The organism is Pseudomonas sp. 13159349 (assembly GCF_013305685.1).
GTDB lineage: Bacteria > Pseudomonadota > Gammaproteobacteria > Pseudomonadales > Pseudomonadaceae > Aquipseudomonas > Aquipseudomonas asiatica.
The window spans coordinates 4,054,697-4,078,623 of the sequence record NZ_CP045553.1; the positions used below are offsets into that span (position 1 = coordinate 4,054,697).

Annotated in this window: 20 protein-coding genes; 11 read left to right on the forward strand and 9 right to left on the reverse strand. The window is 63.6% G+C overall.

The window, feature by feature from the left end; all coding sequences use genetic code 11:
* Positions 1-82 precede the first annotated feature (82 nt).
* Positions 83-1,429 carry a pyoverdine-tailoring dipeptidase-like protein PvdM gene (gene pvdM / locus GEV38_RS18755; protein WP_054572527.1) on the forward strand — a complete coding sequence of 449 codons (1,347 nt, stop codon included), beginning with the start codon at positions 83-85 and terminating at the stop codon, positions 1,427-1,429.
* A gap of 17 nt (positions 1,430-1,446) precedes the next feature.
* Complete coding sequence (locus GEV38_RS18760; RefSeq protein ID WP_015271111.1) at positions 1,447-2,733, forward strand: aminotransferase class V-fold PLP-dependent enzyme; 1,287 nt, start codon at positions 1,447-1,449, stop codon at positions 2,731-2,733.
* A gap of 133 nt (positions 2,734-2,866) precedes the next feature.
* On the opposite strand, the gene GEV38_RS18765 is transcribed toward GEV38_RS18760, so the two are convergent.
* Positions 2,867-3,835 carry an alpha/beta hydrolase gene (locus GEV38_RS18765; RefSeq protein WP_054572528.1) on the reverse strand — a complete coding sequence of 323 codons (969 nt, stop codon included), beginning with the start codon at positions 3,833-3,835 and terminating at the stop codon, positions 2,867-2,869.
* A 142-nt stretch (positions 3,836-3,977) separates the two neighbouring features.
* Between GEV38_RS18765 and GEV38_RS18770 the strand changes: the two genes are divergently transcribed.
* Entirely contained in the window at positions 3,978-5,099 is a 1,122-nt protein-coding gene (locus GEV38_RS18770) for a cupin-like domain-containing protein (protein ID WP_173895917.1), read from the forward strand.
* 141 nt (positions 5,100-5,240) lie between these two features.
* Here the strand turns inward: GEV38_RS18770 and GEV38_RS18775 are convergent, their stop codons facing one another.
* From GEV38_RS18775 to GEV38_RS18785, 3 genes are all read right to left on the reverse strand, one after another.
* Positions 5,241-6,632, reverse strand: a complete 1,392-nt coding sequence (locus tag GEV38_RS18775; protein ID WP_015271114.1) for an aspartate aminotransferase family protein — start codon at positions 6,630-6,632, stop codon at positions 5,241-5,243.
* Positions 6,633-6,849: 217 nt separating this feature from the next.
* On the reverse strand, positions 6,850-8,172 hold the full coding sequence (locus tag GEV38_RS18780; RefSeq protein ID WP_015271115.1) for an ATP-binding protein: 1,323 nt from the start codon (positions 8,170-8,172) through the stop codon (positions 6,850-6,852).
* Entirely contained in the window at positions 8,169-8,852 is a 684-nt protein-coding gene (locus GEV38_RS18785) for a response regulator transcription factor (protein WP_015271116.1), read from the reverse strand. Before GEV38_RS18785 ends, GEV38_RS18780 begins: the two co-directional genes overlap by 4 nt.
* A gap of 297 nt (positions 8,853-9,149) precedes the next feature.
* Here GEV38_RS18785 and GEV38_RS18790 point away from each other — a divergent pair, with 297 nt between their 5' ends.
* Genes GEV38_RS18790 through GEV38_RS18800 form a run of 3 tightly spaced genes read left to right on the forward strand, consistent with a single transcriptional unit; the run spans position 9,150 to position 11,776 of the window.
* Complete coding sequence (locus GEV38_RS18790; protein WP_015271117.1) at positions 9,150-10,496, forward strand: DUF6861 domain-containing protein; 1,347 nt, start codon at positions 9,150-9,152, stop codon at positions 10,494-10,496.
* Positions 10,497-10,515: 19 nt separating this feature from the next.
* The gene (locus GEV38_RS18795) at positions 10,516-11,127 is read left to right on the forward strand and encodes a GAD-like domain-containing protein (protein WP_173895919.1); all 612 of its coding nucleotides are present in this window, start codon (positions 10,516-10,518) and stop codon (positions 11,125-11,127) included.
* Positions 11,128-11,149: 22 nt separating this feature from the next.
* Positions 11,150-11,776, forward strand: a complete 627-nt coding sequence (locus tag GEV38_RS18800) for a GAD-like domain-containing protein (RefSeq protein ID WP_054571876.1) — start codon at positions 11,150-11,152, stop codon at positions 11,774-11,776.
* A 16-nt stretch (positions 11,777-11,792) separates the two neighbouring features.
* Here the strand turns inward: GEV38_RS18800 and GEV38_RS18805 are convergent, their stop codons facing one another.
* Genes GEV38_RS18805 through GEV38_RS18825 form a run of 5 tightly spaced genes read right to left on the reverse strand, consistent with a single transcriptional unit; the run spans position 11,793 to position 17,905 of the window.
* Positions 11,793-12,359: an NTP transferase domain-containing protein gene (locus GEV38_RS18805; RefSeq protein ID WP_015271120.1), complete on the reverse strand. Its 567-nt coding sequence runs from the start codon at positions 12,357-12,359 to the stop codon at positions 11,793-11,795.
* Entirely contained in the window at positions 12,356-13,327 is a 972-nt protein-coding gene (locus tag GEV38_RS18810) for an XdhC family protein (protein WP_054571877.1), read from the reverse strand. The genes GEV38_RS18805 and GEV38_RS18810 overlap by 4 nt, the downstream gene beginning before the upstream one ends.
* Before the next feature lie 3 nt (positions 13,328-13,330).
* On the reverse strand, positions 13,331-14,542 hold the full coding sequence (locus tag GEV38_RS18815) for a cytochrome c (protein ID WP_015271122.1): 1,212 nt from the start codon (positions 14,540-14,542) through the stop codon (positions 13,331-13,333).
* A 2-nt stretch (positions 14,543-14,544) separates the two neighbouring features.
* A complete protein-coding gene (locus tag GEV38_RS18820) occupies positions 14,545-15,081 on the reverse strand; it encodes a (2Fe-2S)-binding protein (protein WP_025339998.1) in 537 nt (178 codons plus the stop codon).
* Complete coding sequence (locus GEV38_RS18825; protein ID WP_054571878.1) at positions 15,074-17,905, reverse strand: xanthine dehydrogenase family protein molybdopterin-binding subunit; 2,832 nt, start codon at positions 17,903-17,905, stop codon at positions 15,074-15,076. Before GEV38_RS18825 ends, GEV38_RS18820 begins: the two co-directional genes overlap by 8 nt.
* 369 nt (positions 17,906-18,274) lie before the next feature.
* On the opposite strand from GEV38_RS18825, the gene dsbD reads away from it, so the two are divergent.
* From dsbD to GEV38_RS18850, 5 genes are all read left to right on the forward strand, one after another.
* A complete protein-coding gene (gene dsbD / locus GEV38_RS18830; protein ID WP_054571879.1) occupies positions 18,275-19,990 on the forward strand; it encodes a protein-disulfide reductase DsbD in 1,716 nt (571 codons plus the stop codon).
* Positions 19,990-20,826, forward strand: coding sequence for a TlpA disulfide reductase family protein (locus GEV38_RS18835; RefSeq protein ID WP_015271125.1), 837 nt, complete (start codon positions 19,990-19,992; stop codon positions 20,824-20,826). The genes dsbD and GEV38_RS18835 overlap by 1 nt, the downstream gene beginning before the upstream one ends.
* A 1-nt stretch (position 20,827) precedes the next feature.
* Positions 20,828-21,586 carry a thiol:disulfide interchange protein DsbG gene (dsbG, locus tag GEV38_RS18840; protein ID WP_015271126.1) on the forward strand — a complete coding sequence of 253 codons (759 nt, stop codon included), beginning with the start codon at positions 20,828-20,830 and terminating at the stop codon, positions 21,584-21,586.
* Positions 21,587-22,302: 716 nt separating this feature from the next.
* The gene (locus GEV38_RS18845; protein ID WP_043935785.1) at positions 22,303-23,055 is read left to right on the forward strand and encodes an ABC transporter permease; all 753 of its coding nucleotides are present in this window, start codon (positions 22,303-22,305) and stop codon (positions 23,053-23,055) included.
* A 1-nt stretch (position 23,056) separates the two neighbouring features.
* Positions 23,057-23,785, forward strand: coding sequence for an ATP-binding cassette domain-containing protein (locus tag GEV38_RS18850; protein WP_015271128.1), 729 nt, complete (start codon positions 23,057-23,059; stop codon positions 23,783-23,785).
* Positions 23,786-23,927 lie beyond the last annotated feature (142 nt).

Sequence of the window (23,927 nt, forward strand, 5' to 3'; positions counted from 1 at the left end):
ATTTCCCGGGTGCAAGCTCGTTCACTACAGGTAGCGGCGGCCTCTGTGCCCATCCCTCGACGGTGAACCTACTGAGACCAAGATGACGACTCCACGCTGGAAGAAAGCCCTGTTTATCAGCCTGGCCGCGGCGGTTGCCGCTGGTGCCGGGTTTGCCGCCTGGCACTACTTCGCCACACCCGCTGGCTATTCCAGGGAGGTGACCCGCCAGGCCAACGACCTGCAGGAACGCATCATCTCGTTCGACAGCCACGTCACCCTGCCGCTGACCTTCGGCACCGAAGGCAGTGAGGCCGACAAGGATGGCGATGGCCGCTTCGACCTGGCCAAGGCCGCACGCGGGCGTTTGTCCGGCGCGGCCCTGACCATCTTCGCCTGGCCAGAGTCCTGGACCGGAGACGGCGGTCCGCACCGCCCGACCCCAGGTTTCGTCGAAGCCGCCCGCCACACCCAGGAGGTGCGCTACAACGCCATCACCGCCATGGTCCGCGACTTCCCGCAGCAGGTGGGTATTGCCTATACCCCGCAAGACATGCGGCGCCTGCACGGCGAAGGCAAGTTCGCGGTGTTCCTCAGCATGCTCAACGCCTATGCGCTGGGCGATGACATCGACCAGCTCGACCGCTGGGCCGCGCGCGGCGTGCGCATGTTCGGGTTCAGCTATGTGGGCAACAACAGCTGGGCCGACTCCTCGCGTCCGCTGCCGTTCTTCAATGACACCGCCGATGCCCTGGACGGCCTGTCGCCGGTCGGCAAGCGCGCCGTGCAGCGGCTGAACGACCTGGGCGTGATCATCGATGTGTCGCAAATGTCCAGCAAGGCGCTGGCCCAGGCCGTTGCCCTCAGCCGCGCGCCGGTGGTGGCCTCGCACTCGGTGCCACGGGCGATGGTCGACATCAGGCGCAACCTTTCCGACAAGGAGCTGCAACTGATCAAGGACAGCGGCGGCGTGGTCCAGCTGGTGGCCTTCTCCACCTACCTCAAGCCCTTGAGCAGCAAGACCCAGGACAAACTCAACGCCCTGCGCGCCCGCTACGACCTGCCGCCATTGGCCAACCTCGACTACGCACTGATGCCAGGTGACCCGGTGATCGCCGGCTGGCCCGAGCAGAAGGTCGGCCAGTACGCCAACGCGCTGTACGGCATTCTCGAAGAGGAGCCGCCGGCCACGCTCAAGGACTATGGCGACGCCATCGACTACACCGTGCGCAAGATCGGCATCGATCATGTCGGCCTGAGCTCGGACTTCAACGAAGGCGGTGGCATCGACGGTTGGCAAAACGCCAGTGAAGCACGCAACGTCACCGCCGAACTGATCAGCCGCGGCTACTCCGAAGCAGATATCGCCAAGCTCTGGGGCGGCAACTTCCTGCGGGTGTGGGAGCAGGTGCAGCGCGCCGCGCATCCTGTCGCCACCTCATCCCCCTGACCCTTGCGAGCCATTTGATGAACGATCGTCGCACCTTTCTCAAGCAGGCCGGCCTGCTTGCGGCCGCCCTGCCCCTCACAGGCCCACTGCTGCCTGCCGCCCAAGCGGCGGCTGCGCAGCCTGCAACCGCCAGCGACTGGGCCGGGTTTCGCAACCTGTTCGAACTGGACCCGGCGTACGCGCACTTTGCCAACTTCCTGATCACCTCGCACCCACGGCCCGTGCGCGAAGCCATCGAGGCGCTACGCGCCCGCTTCGACCACCACCCGGCCCGCATGGTCGACTGGGACAGCCAATCGGAGTGGAAGCACGAGGCCGCCGTGCGTGAATGGGCAGCCCGCTACCTCGAAGTGACGCCCCGGCAAATTGCCCTGACCGGCAGCACCACCGAAGGCCTGGGGCTGATCTATGGCGGGCTGAAGATTGCCCCGGGGCAGGAAATTCTCACCACCGTGCACGAGCATTCGGCCGCCCGCCATACCATAGGCTTTCGCACCACGCGCGATGGCACACCGGTGCACCGGTTGCGCCTGTTCGACGACCCCGCCAAGGTCAACAGCGACCAGGTACTGACCACCATCGCCGCAGCCATCGGGCCGAAAACACGAGTACTGGGCATGACCTGGGTGCACTCGGGCAGTGGCGTCAAACTGCCCGTGGGCGAGATCGGCGCGCTGGTGCGCGAGGTCAATCGCCAGCGTGACGAGCAGGACCAGATCATCTACGTGATCGACGGTGTGCATGGCTTTGGCGTCGAAGACATGCGCTTTGCAGATCTCAACTGCGACTACTTCATCGCCGGCACGCACAAGTGGATGTTCGGGCCGAGAGGTACGGGGATCATCTGCGCGGCGTCCACCGAACTGAAGCAACTGAACCCGACCATCGCCACGTTTTCCGAGAACGAGGACTTTGCCACGGTGATGACGCCCGGGGGTTACCACGCGTTCGAGCACCGCTGGGCCTTGGGCAAGGCGTTCGAGCTGCACCTGCAGCTGGGCAAGGCGGCGGTGCAGGCGCGGATTCATGGGCTTAATGGCTATCTCAGGCAGCGGCTTGAGGCGCTGCCGGGGGTCGAGTTGGTGACACCGCGCAGCACGCAGTATTCGGCGGGGTTCACCTTCTTCCGGGTCACGGGGCAGGATGCTGACGAGGTGGCCCGGTATCTCAACAGCCAGCGCATCGTGGTCGATGCGGTGTCCCGGGATGTCGGGCCGGTGGTGCGGACGGCGCCTGGGCTGTTGAATACCGAGGCGGAGATCGAGCGATTGGTGGATATTCTGAAGCGCTACCTGCGCGCTTGATGGTTGCCAGTACCGGCCCTATCGCCGGCAAGCCAGCTCCCACCCCGACCGCACCGACTTCAAGTCATGTGCGGTGCCTGTGGGAGCCGGCTTGCCGGCGATAGGGGCGCAACGCGCCCCCGGCGAGCTCAAGTCAGGACTGGCCACCGACCCGCTTCAACCACTCCCCGACATCCCGGTAAATCCCCTCCACCTGCCCCACAATCCCCGACATGCGCAAGAAGTCATGGGTCAACCCCTCCACCCGGGCAAAGGTCACCGCCGTCCCACCCGCCACCAGCCAGTCACGATAGGCCACGCCCTCATCATGCAACGGGTCATATTCAGCCACGAACAGGCAAGCCGGCGCCAATGGCTCGCGCAGCGTCGACAGCAACGGCGATACCCGCCAGTCAAGGCGCTGCTCGCGCTGCGGCGCATAGTGCTGGTAGAACCACTCCAGGGTAGGTGTCTCCAGCAGGTAACCCTCGGCATGCTCGCGATGGGACTCACGCCAGCAGGAGATATCGGTCACCGGGTAGAACAGCAACTGTGCCAGCGGCTTGAACGCCAGCGCCTCGGGCTGCTCCACTGCCGTAATGGCCAGCACCGCCGCCAGGCTGGCACCCACGCTGTCCCCTGCCAGCACCACCCGGCGGTTGTCCAGGCCCAGCGAGGCCGCCTGCTCAGCGAGCCAGTTGGCGGCGTCCAGTACATCGTGCAGGGCCTTCGGGAACTGCTGCTCCGGCGCCAGCCGGTAGTCCGCCGCCAGCACCGCGAACTCGCCCAGGGCCGCCAGGCGACGGCACACCGAGTCATGTGAATCGAGGCTGCCGACCACATAGCCGCCGCCATGCAGGTACAGGATCACTGGCTGCAAGGCAGCACCAGCATCGCCCTGGCGGTACAGACGAGCAGCCAGACGGGCACCGTCGCGCGCGGTAATCTGCAACTCGCTGGCCCTGACGTTGCCGGGCGGGCTCGGGTCGAGTACCTGCGAGCTGCCTTCGAACTCGGCACGGGCCTGGGCCACGTCCATCGCGTACATGGGCAGGCTCCTGCCCGTCAGCCGGCCAAATTCGACCAGTTCCAGAAATGCCGCCAGATCAGGGTGCAGTGCCATGTGGGTTCCTTGGGTGAACAATGTGACTCGAGCCTCCCTACGGGACGTAGCAGCAACCCGGAAAATTACCCACCCAGACGGCTAAATCGTTGGTGCAAGCACTCGTTATCCCTGCACAACGAAAGACCGCCAGAGGCATACCGTGGACCTTCAGAGCATCCTCAGCAAACTGTTCGCCAACGCCCATGCCGTCGGCATCGAAGGCGTTTTCCAGTTCGTCTTCGGCCAGGACCGGGCCTTCTGGTCGGAGGTGCGCGACAGCAGCCGCACCGGTGCCGGCCGGCACAGCGCCCCGGACGTCACCATCGAGGTGGCCGAGCGTGCCTTCATCTGCATCATGGGTGGCACCGCCAACGTCGAAGAGTTGTTCGCCAGCGCCCGGCTGAAGATCAGCGGCAACATAGGCCTGGCCACCCTGCTGCCGCAGATCATCAGCAACGCCCGGCGCGGCGCGCCGGCGACCAAGGTGTCGATGAACCAACGCTACCCGACACCGGCACGCCTCAGCGAACGGGTGTCGGCCGCGCAACCGGTGCAGCGCGAGGTGGCACGCATTGCCCGCGCCGACATGCCGCTGGCGCGCTTCCAGGGCGATTACCTGGAGCACGGCACGCCGGTGGTCATCAGCGATGCCCTGCAGGACTGGCCGCTGTTCACCATAGGCCGCGAAGCTTCGCTGGAGCATTTCGCCGAACTGCAGGGCATCACCCGGCACGGCGACTACGTGAAGAAGACCTTCTCCACCGACCGCGACTTCCGTTCCACTTCCATGGCCGACTTCATCGCCTCGCTGGACACCCCTGCCAAACCCGGCGAAACCCCGGCCTACATGGGCAACAACATCCTGCCGGAAAAGCTGCTGACGCTGATTCGCTACCCGCAGTACTTCGCCCGCGAGAAGTTCATTGCGCCGCGTATCTGGATTGGCCCCAAGGGCACACTGACGCCGCTGCACCGCGACGACACCGACAACCTGTTCGCACAGGTATGGGGGCAGAAGTCGTTCATCCTTGCCGCGCCGCACCATCGCCCGGCCCTGGGTACCTGGTCGACCAGCCCCAAGGGCGGCCTGGACGGCTGCGACTTCAACCCCGACGCCCCGGACTACCAGCGCTTCCCGGCGGCGCGCGAGGTGCCGTTCCTGCGCGTGGTGCTGCAGGCCGGTGACCTGTTGTTCCTGCCCGAAGGGTGGTTCCACCAGGTGGAGTCTGTGACCACCTCGCTGTCGGTGAACTTCTGGGTGAATTCCGGGCGCGGCTGGTAGCCGGGATTGCCAGGGGGCGCTTTGCGCCCCTATCGCCGGCAAGCCGGCTCCCACAGGTACAGCGCAAGCCTTCCGGTCGGCGCAGTCCCTGTGGGAGCCGGCTTGCCGGCGATAGGGCCGCGCAGCGGCCCAGGCAATCGATCAGACCGCCGCGATCAACGCCTCGGCAAAGCGCTGCGCGACCTCATCGATCTGCTCGCCACTGATGATCAACGGCGGCAGGAAGCGCACCACCGCCCCATGCCGCCCACCGAGCTCCAGGATCAGCCCGCGCTTGAGGCACTCGCGCTGCACCTTCGCCGCCAACTCACGGTTGGCCGCCGGATGCCCAAGCGCATCCCTGTGGCCTTGCGGATCCACCAGTTCCACCCCAAGCATCAGGCCACGCCCGCGAATATCACCCAACTGCGGATAATCCCGCTGCAACTGCTGCAGGTGCTGGCGCAGGCGCTGGCCCATGGCCTCGGCATGCTCTGCCAGGCGATGCTCGACCAGGTAATCGATCACTGCCGAGCCCGCCGCCATGGCCATCTGGTTACCACGGAAAGTGCCGGCGTGGGCGCCCGGCTTCCAGGTGTCCAGCCAGTCGCGGTACACCACCACCGCCAGCGGCAGGCTGCCGCCAATGGCCTTGGACAAGGTGACCACATCCGGGATGATGCCGGCATGCTCGAAGGCGAACATGCGCCCGGTACGGGCGAAACCGCTCTGGATCTCATCGACGATCAACGCCACGCCGGCCTGCTCGGTGATACGGCGTACACCCTTGAGCCACTCGATATCGGCCGGAATCACCCCGCCCTCGCCCTGCACCACCTCGAGGATCACCGCCGCTGGCAGCGGCACGCCGCTTTCCGGGTCGAGCAGCAGGGTTTCCAGGTAATGCAGGTTGGCCCTGACCCCGGCTTCGCCGCCCAAGCCGAACGGGCAACGGTAGTCGTAGGGGTACGGCATGAACTGCACACCGTTGCCGAGCAAGGCCCCCAACGGCTGCTTCGGCCCATGGCTGCCCATCAGGCTCAGCGCCCCCTGGCTCATGCCATGGTAGGCGCCCTGGAAGGCCAGCACGGTGCTGCGGCCGGTGGCGCTGCGCACCAGCTTCAGCGCTGCTTCCACCGCATCGGTACCGGTCGGGCCGCAGAACTGGACCTTGGCTTCACGGCGTAACGCCTCGGGCAGCACGCCGAACAGGTCCTGGACGAAGCGGTCCTTGACCGGCGTGGTCAGGTCCAGGGTGTGCAGTGGCAGTTCATCGGCCAGTACCCGCTGGATCGCCTCGACCACCACCGGGTGGTTGTGGCCCAGCGCCAGAGTGCCGGCGCCGGCCAGGCAGTCGATGAACTGGCGGCCTTCGACATCCTCCACATGGATGCCACGGGCGCGCTTGAGTGCCAGGGGGATGCGCCGCGGGTAGCTGCGGGCGTTGGACTCCTGTTGTTGCTGGCGTTGCAGCAAGGGTGAATCGGTGAACTCGTACAAGGCACGCGGCGCGCTGGCCGGCGGGACCTGGGCAAGGCAGGAAGCGGTGGACATGGGTGAATCCTCGCAAGCAAGCGAAAGTGCTGGTGTTCGTCGCTTGGAAAACGCTTGAGTGCGGGGAGGATTTAGCGGTTGCTGTGGGATTTTTGAAAGCAGGCCCGGCCTCTTCGCGGGTAAACCCGCTCCCACAGGATTGGCACAGATCTCAGGGTTGATGCAGTACCTGTGGAAGCGGGTTTACCCGCGAAGAGGCCGGCACAGGCAATAAAAATCAATTCCCCGAGCGCGCCGGCACCTGCAACAACACCCGCAACCCATCACTGCGGCTGTCGAACTTCAGGCTACCGGCACAACGCTGCACGATCGCCTGTACGATCGCCAGCCCCAGCCCGCATCCACCACTCTGCCCGTTACGCCAGAAGCGCTCGGTCAGGTGCTCAAGGTCCGCCTCGGCAATCCCCGGCCCATGGTCCCGCACCATGAAGCCCACCTGGCCGTCAGCCATCTGCACCTCAAGCTCCACCGCCTCGTCGCCGCCATGGCGCAAGGCGTTGTCCAGCAGGTTGCGCAGCGCCGCCACCGCCAACGGCGCAGGCATGCCCAGGTAGATCTGCGTAGCGGCGTCAGGCAAACGCAACACGATGCGCCGGTTGTCACCGCCGCCGGCATCCTGCACCGCCTGCCGGGCCACCTGCTCGGCGCTGCACTGCACGCCATCCTCGAACGACAGGCTGCCTTCCACCCGCGCCAGCATCAGCAACTGCTCCAGCGTGCGGTGCATGCGGTCGGCGCCCTGCTCGGCATGCTCCAGCGCCTGCTCGCGCACGGCGCCATCGGTCATCCGTGCCACCTGCAGGTGGGTCTTGATCGCCGTCAGCGGGCTGCGCAGTTCATGCGCGGCATCGTCGGTCAGGCGCCGCTCACGCTCGATGGTCTGGGCAATGCGCAGGAACAGCTGGTTCTGGGTTTCCAGCAACGGTTGCAGTTCGCTGGGCATGCCCGCCACCTGCAGCGGCTCGACGCTGTCCGCGCGCCGGCGGCGCAGGGCATCGCGCATGCGGTTGAGCGGCTCCAGGCCCTTGCCCAGGCCGATCCACAACAACCCCAGGCTGCCAAGCAGGGCCATCAGCACCGGCGCCGAGGCCGCCAGCAGGATCGACTGGTTCAGTGCCTCGCGCTCCATGTGCCGGTCGGCGGTAGTAATGCGCACATCGCCATGGTTGTAGGTAAAGGTGCGCCACAGCGCGTCGTCGATAGTCTGGTCTCGGAAACCACTGCGTTCATCGTCCATGACGCCATCGTGCTTGTGGTTGCTGGCGAGAATCTCGCCACGCAGCGAGCTGACCTGGCAAGCCATGCCGTCCGGCACGCTGAACTGGTCGGCGGAAAAGTGCGCCTCCCCACCCTTGGCAGTCAGCGGCTGCGGCAGCTGGTCGATCAGCCCGGCGACCATGCGCGCCGAAGCCACCAGGCGCTGGTCGAGGGAGAACATCATCTGCTGGCGCAGGTCGCGCAGCATCCACGCGGCGGCCAGCGCCCAGATGATCACGAAGGCGCTGCCCAGGATCAGGCTCAGGCGTACCCGCAGGCTCATGATGCGGCCTGCTCCGGCGCCTGCGCCGGGCCCAGCCGGTAGCCCAGGCCGCGCACGGTCTCGACGATGCCGTTGCCCAGCTTGCGCCGCAGATGGTGGATATGCACGTTCAGGGCATTGCTCTCGACTTCGTCGCTGAAGCCGTACACGCAGTCTTTGAGCTGCTCGCTGGACAGCACCCGCCCGGGGTTCTGCAGCAGCGCCTGGAGCAATGCCTGTTCACGCCGGGACAGGTCGACCGGCTGGCCGGCCAGGGTTGCCTCGCAGCTGCTCGGGTCATAGCGCAGCGGGCCGTGTTCGATCACATTCACCGCCCGCCCGGCCACCCTCCGCAGCAGGGTGTGCAGGCGAGCAGCCAGCTCGCGCAGGTCGAACGGCTTGAGCAGGTAATCGTCGGCGCCGGCCTGCAGGCCATCGACCCGGTCGGTGACCGCATCTCGGGCAGTGAGCACCAGCACTGGCAGCGTCTCGCCTTTCTCGCGCAGGCGGCGCAACAGCTTCAGGCCGTCTTCGTCGGGCAGGCCAAGGTCGAGGATCATCACGTCGAACTGCGCGGCCTGCAGCATCGCCCGTGCATCGGCGGCGTTGCCCACACGGTCCACGGTCAGGCCCTGGGCGGTAAGGCCGGCGCAGATGCCGGCGGCGATCAGGTCGTCGTCCTCGCAGAGCAGAACGTGCATGGTGGGGCTCCCGGAATGGTGTAGCTGGCATTGCACCTTGGGCGGATTAAGGGGGGATTATGGACCTTTTGTGGGGGATTGGGGATGTATGGCGCCTGCGGCAACGAGCACCGCGCAACTGCCACACGCTCCCGGGAGCGACAAACATTTAAAGCCCCACCCAAGGCCCACCCCGACAGCCTAACTCCGCCGAACACGCCGGAAACGAAGTCGCATTTTCCTACAACTGGCTCAGAAACTTCCGATCCGAATCCATGATGGGATTTCCCCCTGCACACGCTGTCAGGGAGACACCTCATGTACCTGGATTACCTCGTGCCCTCCTGGCACGAGATCGAGTCACGTGTCATCGCCATGGTGGGCTACCAAAGCGGTGGCCAGTTCCGCACCAGCCTCAATGAAGAGGTCGCCTCGCTAGGCCTCAACCTGCGCCGGATAGAAGCCGTCCGCACCGCCTTCTACCACGCCGAATGGCAGGCGGCGCACATGCTGCGCCAGCGCTTCGCCGACCTCGACATCAACAGCATCGTCGACGAACTGCTGATGGTCGCGCGGCAGATGGCGATGATCGTCGCCGGCAGCACCATTACCGGTGGCCTGCTTGGCGCGGGGGTTGGCGCATTCGCCGGCGGCGCCGGAACCATTCCGTTTGCCGGCGCGGGCGCGGCCATGGGCCTCAAGGTCAGTGGCTGGATCCTCGGCGCGCTAGGGCTGGCTTCCATCGCCGAGTTCTTCATCGAGGGCTTGCCGCGTATCGGCGAGTACTACGTCGACGGCATTCGCTTCGCCTGGGAAGGCACCTGCGGCAATGAAGGCACGGGCCCGCTCTGCCGGGACGACCCCTATGCGATATCCCGGGCGACGCATCAGATTGCCCAAGCCCACGTGGAAGTCGTGCTGCTGTTGTTGGGGGCGATCGTGTCGTACCTCACCCGCGGCCGCGGTGATGCCCGGGTGCTCGCGCAGGAGATGGCGGCCAGCCGCAAAGGTGCGCGGCTGGGGCAATGGATGCTCAAGCATGAAGAGGGGTTGAAGAAACGGCCGGACCTGCAGGTGCCGGAGCGGCGCAAGGGGGCGGTGGGTGAGCCGCAACCGATGCAGCCTGATCGGCCGGCAGGGAAAGACAAGGAGCCCTCGACAGGGAAGCCCGGTAGCATGCCGTTGCATACCGTGGCGTGCTTCAAGGCCGACAAATTGCCACCCGCCAAGCATGGCGAGTTTGAACGGCAGTTGAAGGGGCAGCAGGATGGGTTGAATCGGCTGACGGTTGAGGAGTTTTTAGAAAACGTTGCCAATCCCGTAAAGCGAAACCCAATTGTAGCGCGCAAAGCTCGTAAACAGATGCAAGACAAGTTAGAGCAACGGATACTGGACGACTTGCCAGACGATTTGAGCCCACGTGAAGCCCAAAGGACGGCTGCAAAATTAGCGAAGGAGACGATGGCAACGCTCGCGGCATTGCACAACCCGGACCTGACCGCTGGAGGAAGAGATGTCATTGCCGATTTCGGTGACAAACAAGTCAACTCCACCATTGGCCCACAGTGGAAAAGCAAGATCAAGGGTATACAGCAAGCTGCCGAAGAAGCATTGAAATCAGGCGGAGATGCCTCCTTCATGAACATCAAACTGATCAAGTGCTAGATTGATATGGAGCCAAATGATGGATGACGTCTATTCCGTCTTTATCGATACAATTGGACCACCTATTCACAAGCAAGAGGTTCCTCCTTCAACCATCGAGCGTTACAGGAGAAAGCTGCCGAAGAAATTATTGGAACATTGGACGACACATGGCTGGTGTGGATATGGTGATGGTATTTTTTGGACCGTCGACCCCCAAGAGTATGAAGGCGTCGTTGCATCTTGGATTGACGGTACGTCCCTGGCCGAACATGACACCTACCATGTGATCGCGCGCGGGGCGTTTGGCGACCTCTACTTATACGGAGAGAGAACCGGTTTCTCACTATGCATTGCGAGCCATATCTCACACTATTGCGGCAACAACCGCCGAATAGCAAACATTGACAGGCACGTTCAATCTTTGTTTCTACAGGTTAAAAAGGACAGCAATGACTTCGAGGATTTATTCGAACCGTCAAGAAACAATCTAGGCCCACTCAATCACGATGAAATGTATGGTTTCGTCCCCGCACTCGTCTTCGGCGGAAAAGCAAGACTGGAGCGAATTAAAAAAGTAAAAACAATTGAACACTTGATTATGCTTTCACAACTTTCGGCACTGGTACCCTACAGCTTCTCCGACTTCTAAACACTAAAACGGACTTAATCAAATGGACGTCATCTTCAGCATCTTCCTCGAAACCTTCGGCGACCCCGTCGGCCACCAACCAGTACCGCCCTCTGCCCTCGATCATTACCAAGGCAAACTCCCCAATCGTCTCCTGGATTACTGGCAAGAGCACGGCTGGTGCGGCTACGGCGGTGGTCTGTTCTGGCTGGTAAACCCTCAGGATTACGAAGACGTAGTAGCGTATTGGCTGTCAGGCACGCACTTCGAAGCACGCGACACTTATCACCTCATCGCCCGTAGCGCTTTTGGCGACCTGTACCTGTGGGGTGAGAACACCGGCTCGGTGCTGACCATTGCGGCGTACCATTCCCGTTACCTCGATGGCGCCCACAGCTCAGGCGACGAAGAGCGGGACAACAAGATCCACGGCCTGCTCATGTGGCTGATGACCGAATGCATCTATTTCGACGACCTGTTCGAACCCGCCAGGGAACGGCTCGGCACGTTGGCCGCAGACGAAATGTATGGCTTTGTTCCTGCCTTGATGCTGGGAGGGTCAGACAGCCTCGAGCGGCTTGAAAAGCTCAAAGCAGTCGAGCATCTGGTACTGCTCGCCCAACTGAGCGAGCTTCAACCCTATGAGCTGGCTGACGAACAAGATGAATAGGCCCTGACAAGTGCGTTCACCGGTGCACCGCATCAGGCTTGTCGACATCCAGCAGCACACCGGTATCCGGCACTTCTACCCTGACACAACTCGCCGGGTTGGCCTTGACCACCGAACGCGCCCCTTCATCGCCGGTCAGGCGCGCAAGCGCCGGCCAGAAATCGCGCCCGAACAGCACAGGGTGCCCTTGCTGCCCTTCATGGCAAGGCAACACGATGGTCGACGCGCTGGCCCTGGAAGCCAGCCGGGCAAGGGTTGCCTGCTCCAGCCAGGGCATGTCACCCAACAGAATCGCTACTGCCTGCGCCTCACTGTCGGCCAGCGAGGCGGCGCCGGCCGCCAGGCTATGGCCCATGCCCAATGCGAAGTCCGGGCTGGAGATGACCCGGCACCCCGCAGGCAGCCCCAGATCCACGCCCCGCTCCCCCTCGCGCAACACCACCCGCACATCGTCGAACACTGCACAGGCCCGCTCCACGCTGTGCACCAGCAAGCTGCGACCATCAACCAACAGCGCCCGACGCTTGTCAGCCCCGAAACGCACGCTGCTGCCAGCAGCCAATATCAGTGCAACCACACTCACAGCGCCACCCGCTCGATACCATTGCGCACGCGAAGGATATCGGCCAGCACCGCCAAAGCGATCTCGGCCGGGGTCTTGCTGCCCAGGTTGAGGCCGATCGGGGCGTGGATGCGGCCCAGTTCGACCTCGCCCAGGCCACCGATCCGCCGCAGGCGTTCGCGGCGCTTGTCGGAGGTCACCCGGGAGCCCATCACACCGATATAGAACGCCTCGGTGCGCACCGCTTCGAGCATGGCCAGGTCATCGATCTTCGGGTCGTGGGTCAGCGCCACCACCGCAGTGTCGGCATGGCAACCGCCATGGGCGATGAACTCCGATGGCAGCTCACGGCGCACCTCGATGCCATCCAGCTGCACGCCGTCGAGCACTTCGTCACGCGGCTCGCAAAGGATGACTTCGAAGCCCATGCCCTTGCCGAACTCGGCACAGAAATGCGCGACGCTGGAGTACCCGGCCAGCAGCAGGCGCTGGGCGGCCCCCACACGCAAGCGTACACAGGCACTTTCACGCTCCACACGCAGCCCCTGGCTGTGGTCATCGGCAAGCAGGCGCTTGCCCTCGGGCAGGCTCACTTCACGCAGCACACGGCGCTGGCCCTGCAATGCGCTTTCCAGCTCACGCAGGTGCGCCTGTACCTCGCATTCGGCCGGCAGGTTCTCCACCAGCACTTCCAGCACGCCGCCACACGGCAGGCGGATACTCGAACGCGAGTCGCTGCCATCGCCATAACGCACGATGGCCACCGGCTCGGGAAACTCCCCCCGGCCCACGCGCTCGAGAAAGTCGTCCTCGACGCAACCACCGGACAGCGAACCCAGCCACTGCCCGCTGGTGTTCACCGCCAGCAGCGAACCCGGCGCACGGGGCGCCGAGCCGTAGGTGGCGAGTACCGTGCACAACCACACCCGCTGGCCGCCGCACGACCACTGCAACGCCTGGCGGACCACCTGTAGATCGAGATGCTGCACCCTTTACTCCGCCTTCAGCTCGGCGAGCTGCTGTACGCTCAGGTCACCGGGCAATCCACCCCAGGCCTGGCGCAGGTAGTTGACCATATCCGCCACCTGCTGGTCATCGAGCTTGTCGGCAAAGCCCGGCATCGGCTGCATGCGCTCGAAGCCGGTGAACTGCTGTTCACGAATGCCTTCGAGGACCACCTTGACCAGGTTGCGCGAGTCGGCCTGGCGTAGCACCGTGTTGCCGCGCATGGCCACGGCGATGTGCGGCTTGCCCTCGCCGTCCACCCCATGGCAGCCGGCGCAGACGTTCAGGTACTGCTGGCGGCCGCGCCTGGCGCTGTCGCTCATCTGCTCCAGTGCCACCGCCTGAATGGCCTTGGCCGACGGTGGCTGGTCGCCCAGCAGGTAGGTGGCCATGGCCGCCAGGTCGGCATCCTCCAGGTGCTGGGTGCTGTGGTGCACCACCGGGAACATTTCGTTGAACATGCTGCCCTGAGCACTGATGCCGTGCTTGAGGAAGGTGGTCAGGTCCGGCTGGGTCCAGCCGCGCTCGGCCAGGTCCTGGGCCAGCAGGCTCGGGGCCAGGTAGCCACCCAGCAGGCCGCCGCTCAGGCGCTGGTCCTGCTGCAACGCACCGATCGGGTTGCGCGGGGTATGGCACTCGCCGCAATGGCCCATGACTTCGACCATGTACTGCCCACGCTGCCAGGCCGGGCTTTTGCCCTCGGTCGGCTGCAACTGCACGCTTTTACCGTACAGCATGTTCCAGCCGCTCAGCCCCTGGCGCACGTTGAACGGAAAGCGCAACGCTGTCTGCGGTGCCGGGCGGTTGATTGGCGGCACGGTCATCAGGTAGGCGAGGATCGCGTCCGAATCTTCGCGCTTGATCAGGTGGTACGAGGTGTACGGCATCGCCGGGTAGAGGTTGGCGCCGTCCTTGCGCTTGCCCTCGGTTACCGCGGCGAAGAATTCATCGGCGCTGTAGTTGCCGATGCCATACTGCTTGTCCGGGGTGATGTTGCTGCCGTAAATGGTGCCGAACGGCGAATGGATCGGCAGGCCGCCAGCATACGGCGCACCGCCTTCAGCGGTGTGGCAGGCCATGCAGTCGGCCGCGCGGGCCAGGTATTCACCGCGCTTGACCTGCGCCTGGTCGGCTGCCTGGGCAAGCGAGGTAACGGCAAGCCCGAGAGCCAGCGCCATTGCGCTACGAACAAGACCCATGCTCAACCCTCCTTGACCAGGCCGAGGTCGTTGAGCACCGTACGGGTGGCGTCGTAGTAACGCACGTAGCCGGTGCAACGGCAGATGTGGTGGCCCAGGCTCGCCTCGATGCGGTCTTCCACCTCGCTCTTCTTCAGCGGTTGGCGCTGGGCGGTTTCCACCAGCACCGTGGCGGCATTGACGAAGCCCGGCGCGCAGTAGCTGCACTGGAAGGCGAACAGGTCGACGAACTTCTGCTGGATCGGGTTCAGCGTGAGGTTGCCGGCCTCGTCCTGTCTGGCATGGCCCTCGATGGTGCGGACCTTCTTGCCCTCGAAGTAATGCGCGCCGGTAATGCAGGTACGCACCTCCTCGCTGGTGCCATCGGGGTTGTCGACGATCACCACGCAGGCGTGGCAGATACCCTGGCCGCAGCCCAGGCGCGAGCCGGTGAGGTTCTGGTGTTCGTGCAGGTAGTCGATCATCGCCAGGTCGTCGGGGACCTCGACCGGGCCGACCGGTTGACCATTGAGGGTCAGTTGCAGTGGACGGTTAGCCATTGAGGGCCTCCTTGATACGGGCTGGGGTGATGGGGAGATCGCGAACGCGCTTGCCGATGGCATGCGCGACAGCATTGCCGATGGCCCCCACGACCGGGATCATCACCACCTCGGCAATGCCCTTGGACGGGTCGGTCGGTGACAGCGGCGGTAGGATTTCACTGGTCTGCTGCCAGACCGCCACGTCGCGCGCATGCGGCAGGCGGTAGCGGTTGAAGTTCCAGTCGCCCTCCCCGGGCCCGCCCTCGTACAACGGCATTTCTTCGGTCAAGGCATGGCCGATGCCCATGGCGATACCGCCCTCGAGCTGGCCCTTGACCAATTCCGGCACCAGCACCCGGCCGCACTCGACCCAGCTGTGATGGTTGAGTACCTGCACTTCGTGAGTGCCCTTGTTCACCTTGACTTCGACAATGGTCGCCACCGGGCTGTAGTAGGTGACCATGGCGTTGTTCAGCTGAGTGTCGGGGTAGGCGGCGTTCTGCCGGTCGAGCAGGTGGTAGCCGTGGCTGCTCATCTGCGCCTTCTTGGCGCTCACCGCGCCATCGCCGTATTTGACTGCCACCGCGTCGAGCGGGAAGCGTTCGCGCACGCCATCGATGACGAAGTCGGCCTCGGCCCAGCTCCAGCGGTTGAAGCCGTGCACGCTGACGCCGGTGACCAGGCCCATATCATGAGCCTTTTGGGCCAGCTGGGCGAACGGGATAGGTGACAGGCCGTTGCCGGTCAGCTCACCGTTGACCCATACCGCATTCTCGCGGCGCACCACCAGCGGGTTGGCTTGGCCGCCGTACGGGCCCTGGCGCCAGATGGCCATGGCCGCCGGCCACAGACCGTGATTGAACAGCACGCGTGCCGCTTCGCGGGTGGCATGGCTGAAGTAGAAGGCCGAGTTGGTCGCCGACGACGGCGAAGCGAGCTTGCCGACCCAACGCGGGTTGCGCAGCGCGGCGTCCTGCTCGGGCTGGCTGATCAGGTAGGGGTTGCCGCTGGTGGTCAGCTGCAGCTCCGGCCATTCGGTGACCGCGGTCTTCACCTCGTCGGCCGAGCGGCCGAGGAAATCGCTGACAACCAGGGCCTGGGAGGTGGACATGCCGGTACCCAGCTCGGTGCCGATGTGGCGCAGGCTGATGCGCCCGTCGCGGCTGAACTCGATGCTGGCCATGGGGGCTTCGGAGCCGGTGCCGAAGTCTTTCTGGCAGATGGCAAAGCCCACGCCATACCAGTGGTCCGGGTCCTTGGCATCCATCTGCTGCTTGCGCGTGTCGCGGTTGCGCCACCAGTCGTGCACGGCGGCCTTGTCGAGAATCTCGTACAGGCGCAGGGCGCCGGCCGGGACCGCGCCCTGGGTGTTCTTCATGCCCGACTTCAGCGCGTTGGCGCGGCGCAGGTCGATGGCATCGACGCCCAGGCGCCCGGCGATCTCATCCACCATCATTTCGGTGGCGGCCATGGTCTGCAGGGTGCCGTAGCCACGCATGGAGCCGGCCTCGACGCCACGGGAATGATAGGCAGTGACCGACAGATCATTCTGCGGCATGTAGTAGATCGACTGCGCCGCCGTGGCGCCGACCGCCGCCACCGAGGGGCTGTAGTTGATACGCCCGCCGCCGTCGCAAGTCATGTCGGCGCGGAAGATCTTGAAACTGTTGTCCTTCTTGTCCACCGCCAACTGGTAGCGGATATCGAAGGCATGGCGCTTGATACCGCTCTGAAACTGCTCGTAGCGGTCGTTGGCCAGGCGGATCGGCACACCGGCGCCATACAGCGCGGCCACGGCGGCGTAGAAGACGAAGATGTTGTTGTCTTTCGAGCCGTAGCCCACGGTATAGCCCGGGTGCATGTTCAGCGTGTTCAGGGCGAAGCGCGACGGCTTGATCATGTGCACGCATTCCTGCGCCACTTCGAACGGGCACTGGGTCGCCACCACAAAGTGCAGCGTGCCGCTGGCCGGGTCGTACCAGCCGTTGCCGTTGTCCGGCTCCAGGGCGGCCGGCTCGATGGACGGCGTCTTGTAGCGCTCGTCGAACACCAGCCAGTCCTCGGGTGGGTTGTCCAGCTGCTCGGCCATGCGCTTGGCGTAGAACAGGCCCTGCTCGGTCAGGTCGCCATGCTGGTTGGGCTGCTTCGACCACACCGGCTTGCGGTTGAGGATGGTAGGGAACAGCATGGAATTCTTCAGGCTGGAGAATTCATCGTCGTCGAACGGTGTGGCACCGCCCACGCGCACGAAGCGGAAGCTGCCGTAGGGGTCGCGCTGGTACAGCGGCGCCTGGGCGCCATAGCGGATCGCCTGGTCATTGAACTGCAGCTTGCGCTTGGCCTGACGGAAGCGCTCGAAGTCGTGCCAGATCAGGATCGCCACCGGGTGGCCGATGAACATAGGCACCTTGCCGGGCGGCAGCAGCGGGTCGGGCGAGTGGGCCTCGGGCCAGGCGATGCCGTCCTTTTCCAGGTCGGCAGCGGTGACGATGCGGTCCGGCTGCAGGTCGGCGCCAAGAAGGCTGAGGTCATGGCCGGCATAGATACGATCGGCCTTGGTCGCCTTGAGCAGCAGCGCATGGCCCTGTTGCGCGGGCCAGCCGGGCATGTCCTTGGCACGGATGTCGCGAGCGAACACCTTGTCGCCGCACACCTTGGACAAGGCATCGTTACGGAAACGTGCCTTGCCATCATGGTTCATCCACTTCTGCGGCGAGGTGGTGACGCGTTCCTCCATCAGCGCGGCGAATGCCTGGCTGCCGAGCGGCGCCATGGTCACGCCGACACCAGCGATCAGGCCGCCTTGCAGGAAGGCGCGCCGGGAAATATCACGGTTGGACATGCTTGATCCTCTGGGCAGCAGGGGGTCTGCCCTTTTTTTGATTCTGGTACTAGCCTGAAAAGCTGACCTGTACGTCAACTTTACAGCAATTGTGTTGGCGCAGGCAAAGTCAAGCCGACAATATGTCGCGACATGTCTGGGATCTGGGGCGGAATTTGCTCTGGGGCTGGTAGGCGTTCGTCTTAGGATCTTCGGCGCTTGGGAGACCGAGCGCCGCCCGCGCGGCGCTCGATCTCCCAGGCGCAGACAATCCCACGGCAAACACCTGCAAGCCCTGATGCGCCCCCCCTGACCAAAAACCAGAGTTAACCTTGGGTTAATCGACCCAAGCCAGCATGACCCCTTTCAACGTACTGCCAAGGCGAAGACATGCGCGTCCTCCTGCTCTTCCTGACACTACTGCTGGCCGGCCCATTGCAGGCCAACCCGTTCGATGTCAAACCGGACTTCCTGCCGGTCAACCAGGCCTTCGTGCTTACCCACGACCGCCAGGCCGACGGCCAGGTGCGCCTGTTCTTCCAGATCCAGCCTGGCTACTACCTGTATCAGAAACGCCTGAAGTTCGACGGCCTGCCTGCCGAACAGCACCCGCAACTGCCGGCCGCTCTCAACCACCACGACGAGTTCTTCGGCGACAGTGCGGTGTACCGCGACCAGCTCGAACTGCTGCTCCCGGCCGATGCCCAGGGCCAGCTGCGCCTGGGCTGGCAGGGCTGTGCCGACGCCGGCCTGTGCTACCCCCCGCAAACCACGTTGGTCGACCTGGGTGGCAGTGTGGCGCCGGCGGTCGAACAAGCCAGTGACCAGGCCCTGGCCAGCGACCTGCAAAAAGGCCACCTGGCCTGGAGCCTGCTCGCGTTCTTCGGCCTGGGCCTGTTGCTGGCCTTTACCCCCTGCTCGCTGCCGATGCTGCCGATCCTCGCCGGGCTGGTGCTGGGCAATGGCGCCAGCGCCCGGCGCGGCTGGATACTGGCCGGGGTCTATGTACTGAGCATGGCCCTGGTGTATGCCGCCCTGGGCGTGGTCGCCGCACTGCTGGGTGCCAGCCTGCAGGCCTGGCTGCAGCAACCCTGGCTGCTGGGCAGCCTGGCGGGGTTGTTCGTGCTGCTGGCCCTGCCGATGTTCGGCGCCTTCGAACTGCAACTGCCCGCCGCCGTGCGTGACCGCCTCGACCGCGCCGGGCAAGGCACCCGTGGCGGCAACCTGTATGGCGCGGCGCTACTCGGCGCGCTGTCCGGCCTGCTGATGGGCCCGTGCATGACCGCGCCGTTGGCCGGCGCGCTGCTGTACATCGCCCAGAGCGGCGACGTGCTGCAGGGGGCGCTGGTGCTGTTCAGCCTCGGCCTGGGCATGGGCGTGCCGCTGCTGTTGCTGGTAACCCTGGGCAACCGCTACCTGCCCCGCCCGGGCGCCTGGATGAACCGGGTCAAGGGCGTGTTCGGCTTCGTGTTCCTGGGCATGGCGCTATACACCTTGCGCAGCCTGCTGCCCGCAGCATTGCTGCTGGCCCTGAGCGGCGCCTTGCTGATTGCCCTGGCCTGGGCTGCCTGGCCGGCCCTGCAGCGGTTGCCGGCGTTGCGCGCCTTGCCACTGCTGGGAGCCCTGTGGGGCGGCCTGCTGCTGGTGGGTGCGGCGGCTGGTGGCGACGACCTCTGGCAGCCGCTGCGCCCGTTCGCCGGTGGCGGCGCTGCGCCGGCCACCGGCCAGCACATCGAGGACGCCTTCGTCACCGTCAGCCGCCCCGAAGACCTGCAACGCGAACTGGATGCGGCTAAGGCCCGTGGCCAGTGGGTGATGCTCGACTACTATGCCGATTGGTGCGTGTCGTGCAAGGTCATGGAAAAACAGGTGTTCGCCCGCAGCGACGTGCAGGCCGGCCTGGCCGGTGTGCACCTGCTGCGCCTGGACGTGACCGCCGACACCCCGGCCAGCCAGGCCTTGCTGCAGCGCTACCAGGTACCCGGCCCGCCCAGCATCATCTGGGTCGGCCCGGAAGGCGACGAACGCCGCGCGCGGCGCATCACTGGTGAGGTGGATGCAGCCGCCTTCCTGCAACACTGGACCCAGACCAGGAGCCAAGGCTGATGCTGACCGTAACCCTCGGGCCACTGACCATGGCCCTCAACCACCTGCTGATGCTCACCGCCCTGGTGATCGCCAGCATGGTCGGCTGGTGGGTCGCCCGGCGTGGCGGCGAGAGCCCGGAATCGGCACTGTTCAACCTGTTCCTGATCGGCCTGCTGTGCGCACGCGCCGGCTTCGTGCTGGCCTACTGGCCGATGTACCAGGACGATCTGCTGCAGATCATCGATATCCGTGATGGCGGCTTCCTGTTCTGGTCGGGCCTTGCCGGCATCGTGCTCGGCGCCCTGTGGCAGGGCTGGCGCCATCCGGGCCTGCGCCGCCCGCTGGGCTGGGCGCTGTTCAGCGGTGCGCTGTTCTGGGGCCTGGCCAGCCTCGGGGGCCACCTGTACAGCAAGGGCACCGAACTGCCCGATTTGAGCCTGCGCAAGGCCAACGGCCAATCCGTGGCGTTGCACAGCTACCGCGGCAATCCGCTGGTCATCAACATCTGGGCCACCTGGTGCCCACCCTGCCGACGCGAAATGCCGGTGCTGCAACAGGCGCAAAGCGCTTACCCGCACGTGACCTTCCTGTTCGTCAACCAGGGCGAGACCCCGGAAAACGTCAGCACCTTCCTCGCCACCACCGGCCTGAGCCTGACCCACGTGCTGTTCGACGGCACCGGTCTGCTGGCCCAGCGCGTCGGCTCCATGGCGCTGCCCACCACCCTGTTCTACGACGCCGACGGGCGCCTGGTCGGCAGCCATCTGGGCGAGCTGTCCCGGGCCAGCCTGCGCCACGCCCTGGAGCCTTTCGACCGGGCCACCGCGCCCGCCCCTGCCGCACAAGGAAACTGACATGCGACTGACTGCACTGCTGCCCCTGTCCCTGGCCCTGCTGGCTGCCCCCACCCTGCAGGCCGAAGAGCTGCCCAAGGCGATTGCGCAACTACAAGCCAAGGGCGCCGTGATCAAAGGCAGCTTCGACGCCCCCAACGGCCTGCGCGGGTATGCCGCCGAGTACCAGAACAACGGCCTGGCGCTGTACCTCACCCCTGACGGCAAGCATGTACTGGTCGGCAGCCTGTTCGACGAACAGGGCAACGACCTCAGTGCCGAGCCGCTGAAAAAGCTGGTGTATGCGCCGATGAGCAAGGAAATCTGGGCGAAGATGGAGAAAACCTCCTGGATCGCCGACGGCAAGGACGATGCACCGCGCAAGGTGTACCTGTTCAGCGACCCCAACTGCCCGTACTGCAACATGTTCTGGGAACAGGCGCGGCCATGGGTGGAGTCGGGCAAGGTGCAGTTGCGCCATATCATGGTCGGCATCATCCGCGAGGACAGCCCGGGCAAGTCGGCGGCGCTGCTGGCGGCGAAAGACCCGGCCAAGGCACTACAGGAACATGAAAAGGCCGGCAAGGCCAGCAAGTTGAAGGCACTGGAGCAGGTGCCGGAGGCGGTGCAGCAAAAGCTGGCGGCGAACATGGCGCTGATGGAAGAAATGGGCTTGCAGGCGACCCCGGCGATCTTCTATCAGGATGAGCAGGGCAACCTGCAGAGCCAGCAAGGCGCGCCGCGGCCGGAGTTGCTTGGGAAGATTCTCGGCAAGCGCTGATGTGAAATCGCCGGGGCTGCCTTGCAGCCCATTCGTAGCACAAGGCTGTGGCGGCCCTGTGGGAGCGGGCAAGCCCGCGAAGAACTCAACGCGGTGTTATGTCACCGGCTGCGCCGGTGTTCGCGGGCATGCCCGCTCCCACAGGTACAGCGCCAAACCTCGAAAACAACGCCGTATCTGTAGGAGCGGCCTTGTGTCGCGAAAGGGCCGCATAGCGGCCCCCAAATTGCTGCATAAAAGCTGAAAATGCTGGGGCTGCTGTGCAGCCCTTTCGCGACACAAGGCCGCTCCTACAAGGGGCGATGCAGACCTCACTTGTTCTGGTCACAACCCCTCCAGCTCGTCCTCGAGCACATCGGCCCAGATGCCAGCCAATGGCCAAGTTCACATTTAGCAACACTAAGTTATACCACCTAAGGCGACAAACACTTTTCCGAACCGATCATCGGAAAACAACGCCCGGCGATAAAACATATAACAATCCCACAACAATTTCAGATCCGCCTTACAAAAAACAGACGTCTTTTTCACTCCCATGACCAGTGAACAGATCGCGATCAGACATACCCCTCAGATACATCTCACAATACCAACTGCAATTCAAACAACTAGATTACACCCCAGCCAACACATTGCCCCATCAAACTTGACGTACATGCAGCCTGAATATAAAACCCTTACCCCCTGCATTCGCGAAGACACTAAAGGCGAGAAAAATGAACAAAAAGCCATACCCCATAACGCGAAGAAAACAGATCCTCATGATCACCAAGGTGTTGATCCTGGAACACCTGCGAGAACCCACTGCGTTGCTGTGGACAGCGGCGGCGCCTTGCTTGATGTTCATACTACTGAGGCAAAGCCGTTCCCTTGCAGCGCCACCAGACACTCTCTATATATCCTCTGCTGCGTGGTTCTACGCCTACATCGCTGCAAACGTTGCCTTCTTCGGCCTCGGCTTTTATCTAATCGGACGACGAGAAAGTGGCTTCGTCCGGTCATTCATTTACCAACGCGAGGCAATTGCACTTTTCCTCACATCGCACGCCGTCAGCTACACATTGGTCAGTGTCGTGTACTCCAGCTTTTTCTACTTCATCTCCAAGCCTCTATACGGATCCTACTCGCCATCAGAATTCCTGTACCTTACAGCCGCGTTCTATACGAGTTACCTGATATTCGCCTGCATCGGCTTGGCAATTGCAGCGATGCCCATCAAATTCAGCACAGCCGGGACGCTATTTTCGCTACTTTCATTCCTGATGTTACTTTCCGGCTATTTGGGCACCACACAAGACGAACTGACCCACTGGTCAACGTTGATCAACCCCTTGCACCTGAGCACAAGAATAATTACCGGAGAGATACCACTCACTATTAGTTTTCTGACAGCTTTTGCCATTTCAACAGCGGGGCTCTATGCAACAGGAAAGCTATTCAGAATCCACCCCATATGGAGCCGCTATTAAAATGCACCTTCTCACCATCAAAAACCTGGACTTCTCATACAACAGCAGCCCTCTTTTACAAAACATCACATTACAGTTGAAAAAAGGAGAGGCCGTAGGCGTACTGGGCAGTAACGGAGCAGGAAAGACCACGCTTTTCGACCTGATCTGCAACATCAGAAAACCAAGCAACGGCACAATCATAAATTCATCCAGACAGCAGGCTTATCTGACTCAAGTACTGACACCACCGCCCTTGCTCAGGATGAGCGAAGTCTACCAACTGATTACACAGTTAAACTCCAGATCAGCACCGGATCACTGCGAGGTGCTTTCACGCCTCTCTGAATGGTCACATTCCCTGTCGAAACGGTATGCTGAAATCTACAAGAAGAAGGCATCTACTTGCAGCTATGGCGAAGTCCGGAGCTTTGTCACACTGACGCTACTGCTCATGGGCAGTGACCTGATCATCCTCGACGAGCCTACTGCGGGGGTAGACCCAGAATTCAGACACCACATATGGCTAGGTATAAAAAACGCGTGCAAAAACGGGGCTAGTGTTTTGATTTCATCTCACTATACCGAGGAAATTGCCACAAACTGCCATCGTTTCTACATGCTCGCTCATCAACACCTCGAGCCATTTGAGAATGCTCATGAGTTTCTCGCTCGCTACCATGCGAACTCTTATGATGAAGCATTCATCAATGCGTCGATGTCGCAGGAAAAAATCGGGGCCGCATCATGACGGCGAAGAACCATGGGAAAGGTGGGGTTGCAGGTATGGCACCGGCTGCGCCGGTGTTCGCGGGCATGCCCGCTCACAGGTGCAGCGCCAAACCTCGAGAACAACGCCGTATCTGTAGGAGCGGCCTTGTGTCGCGAAAGGG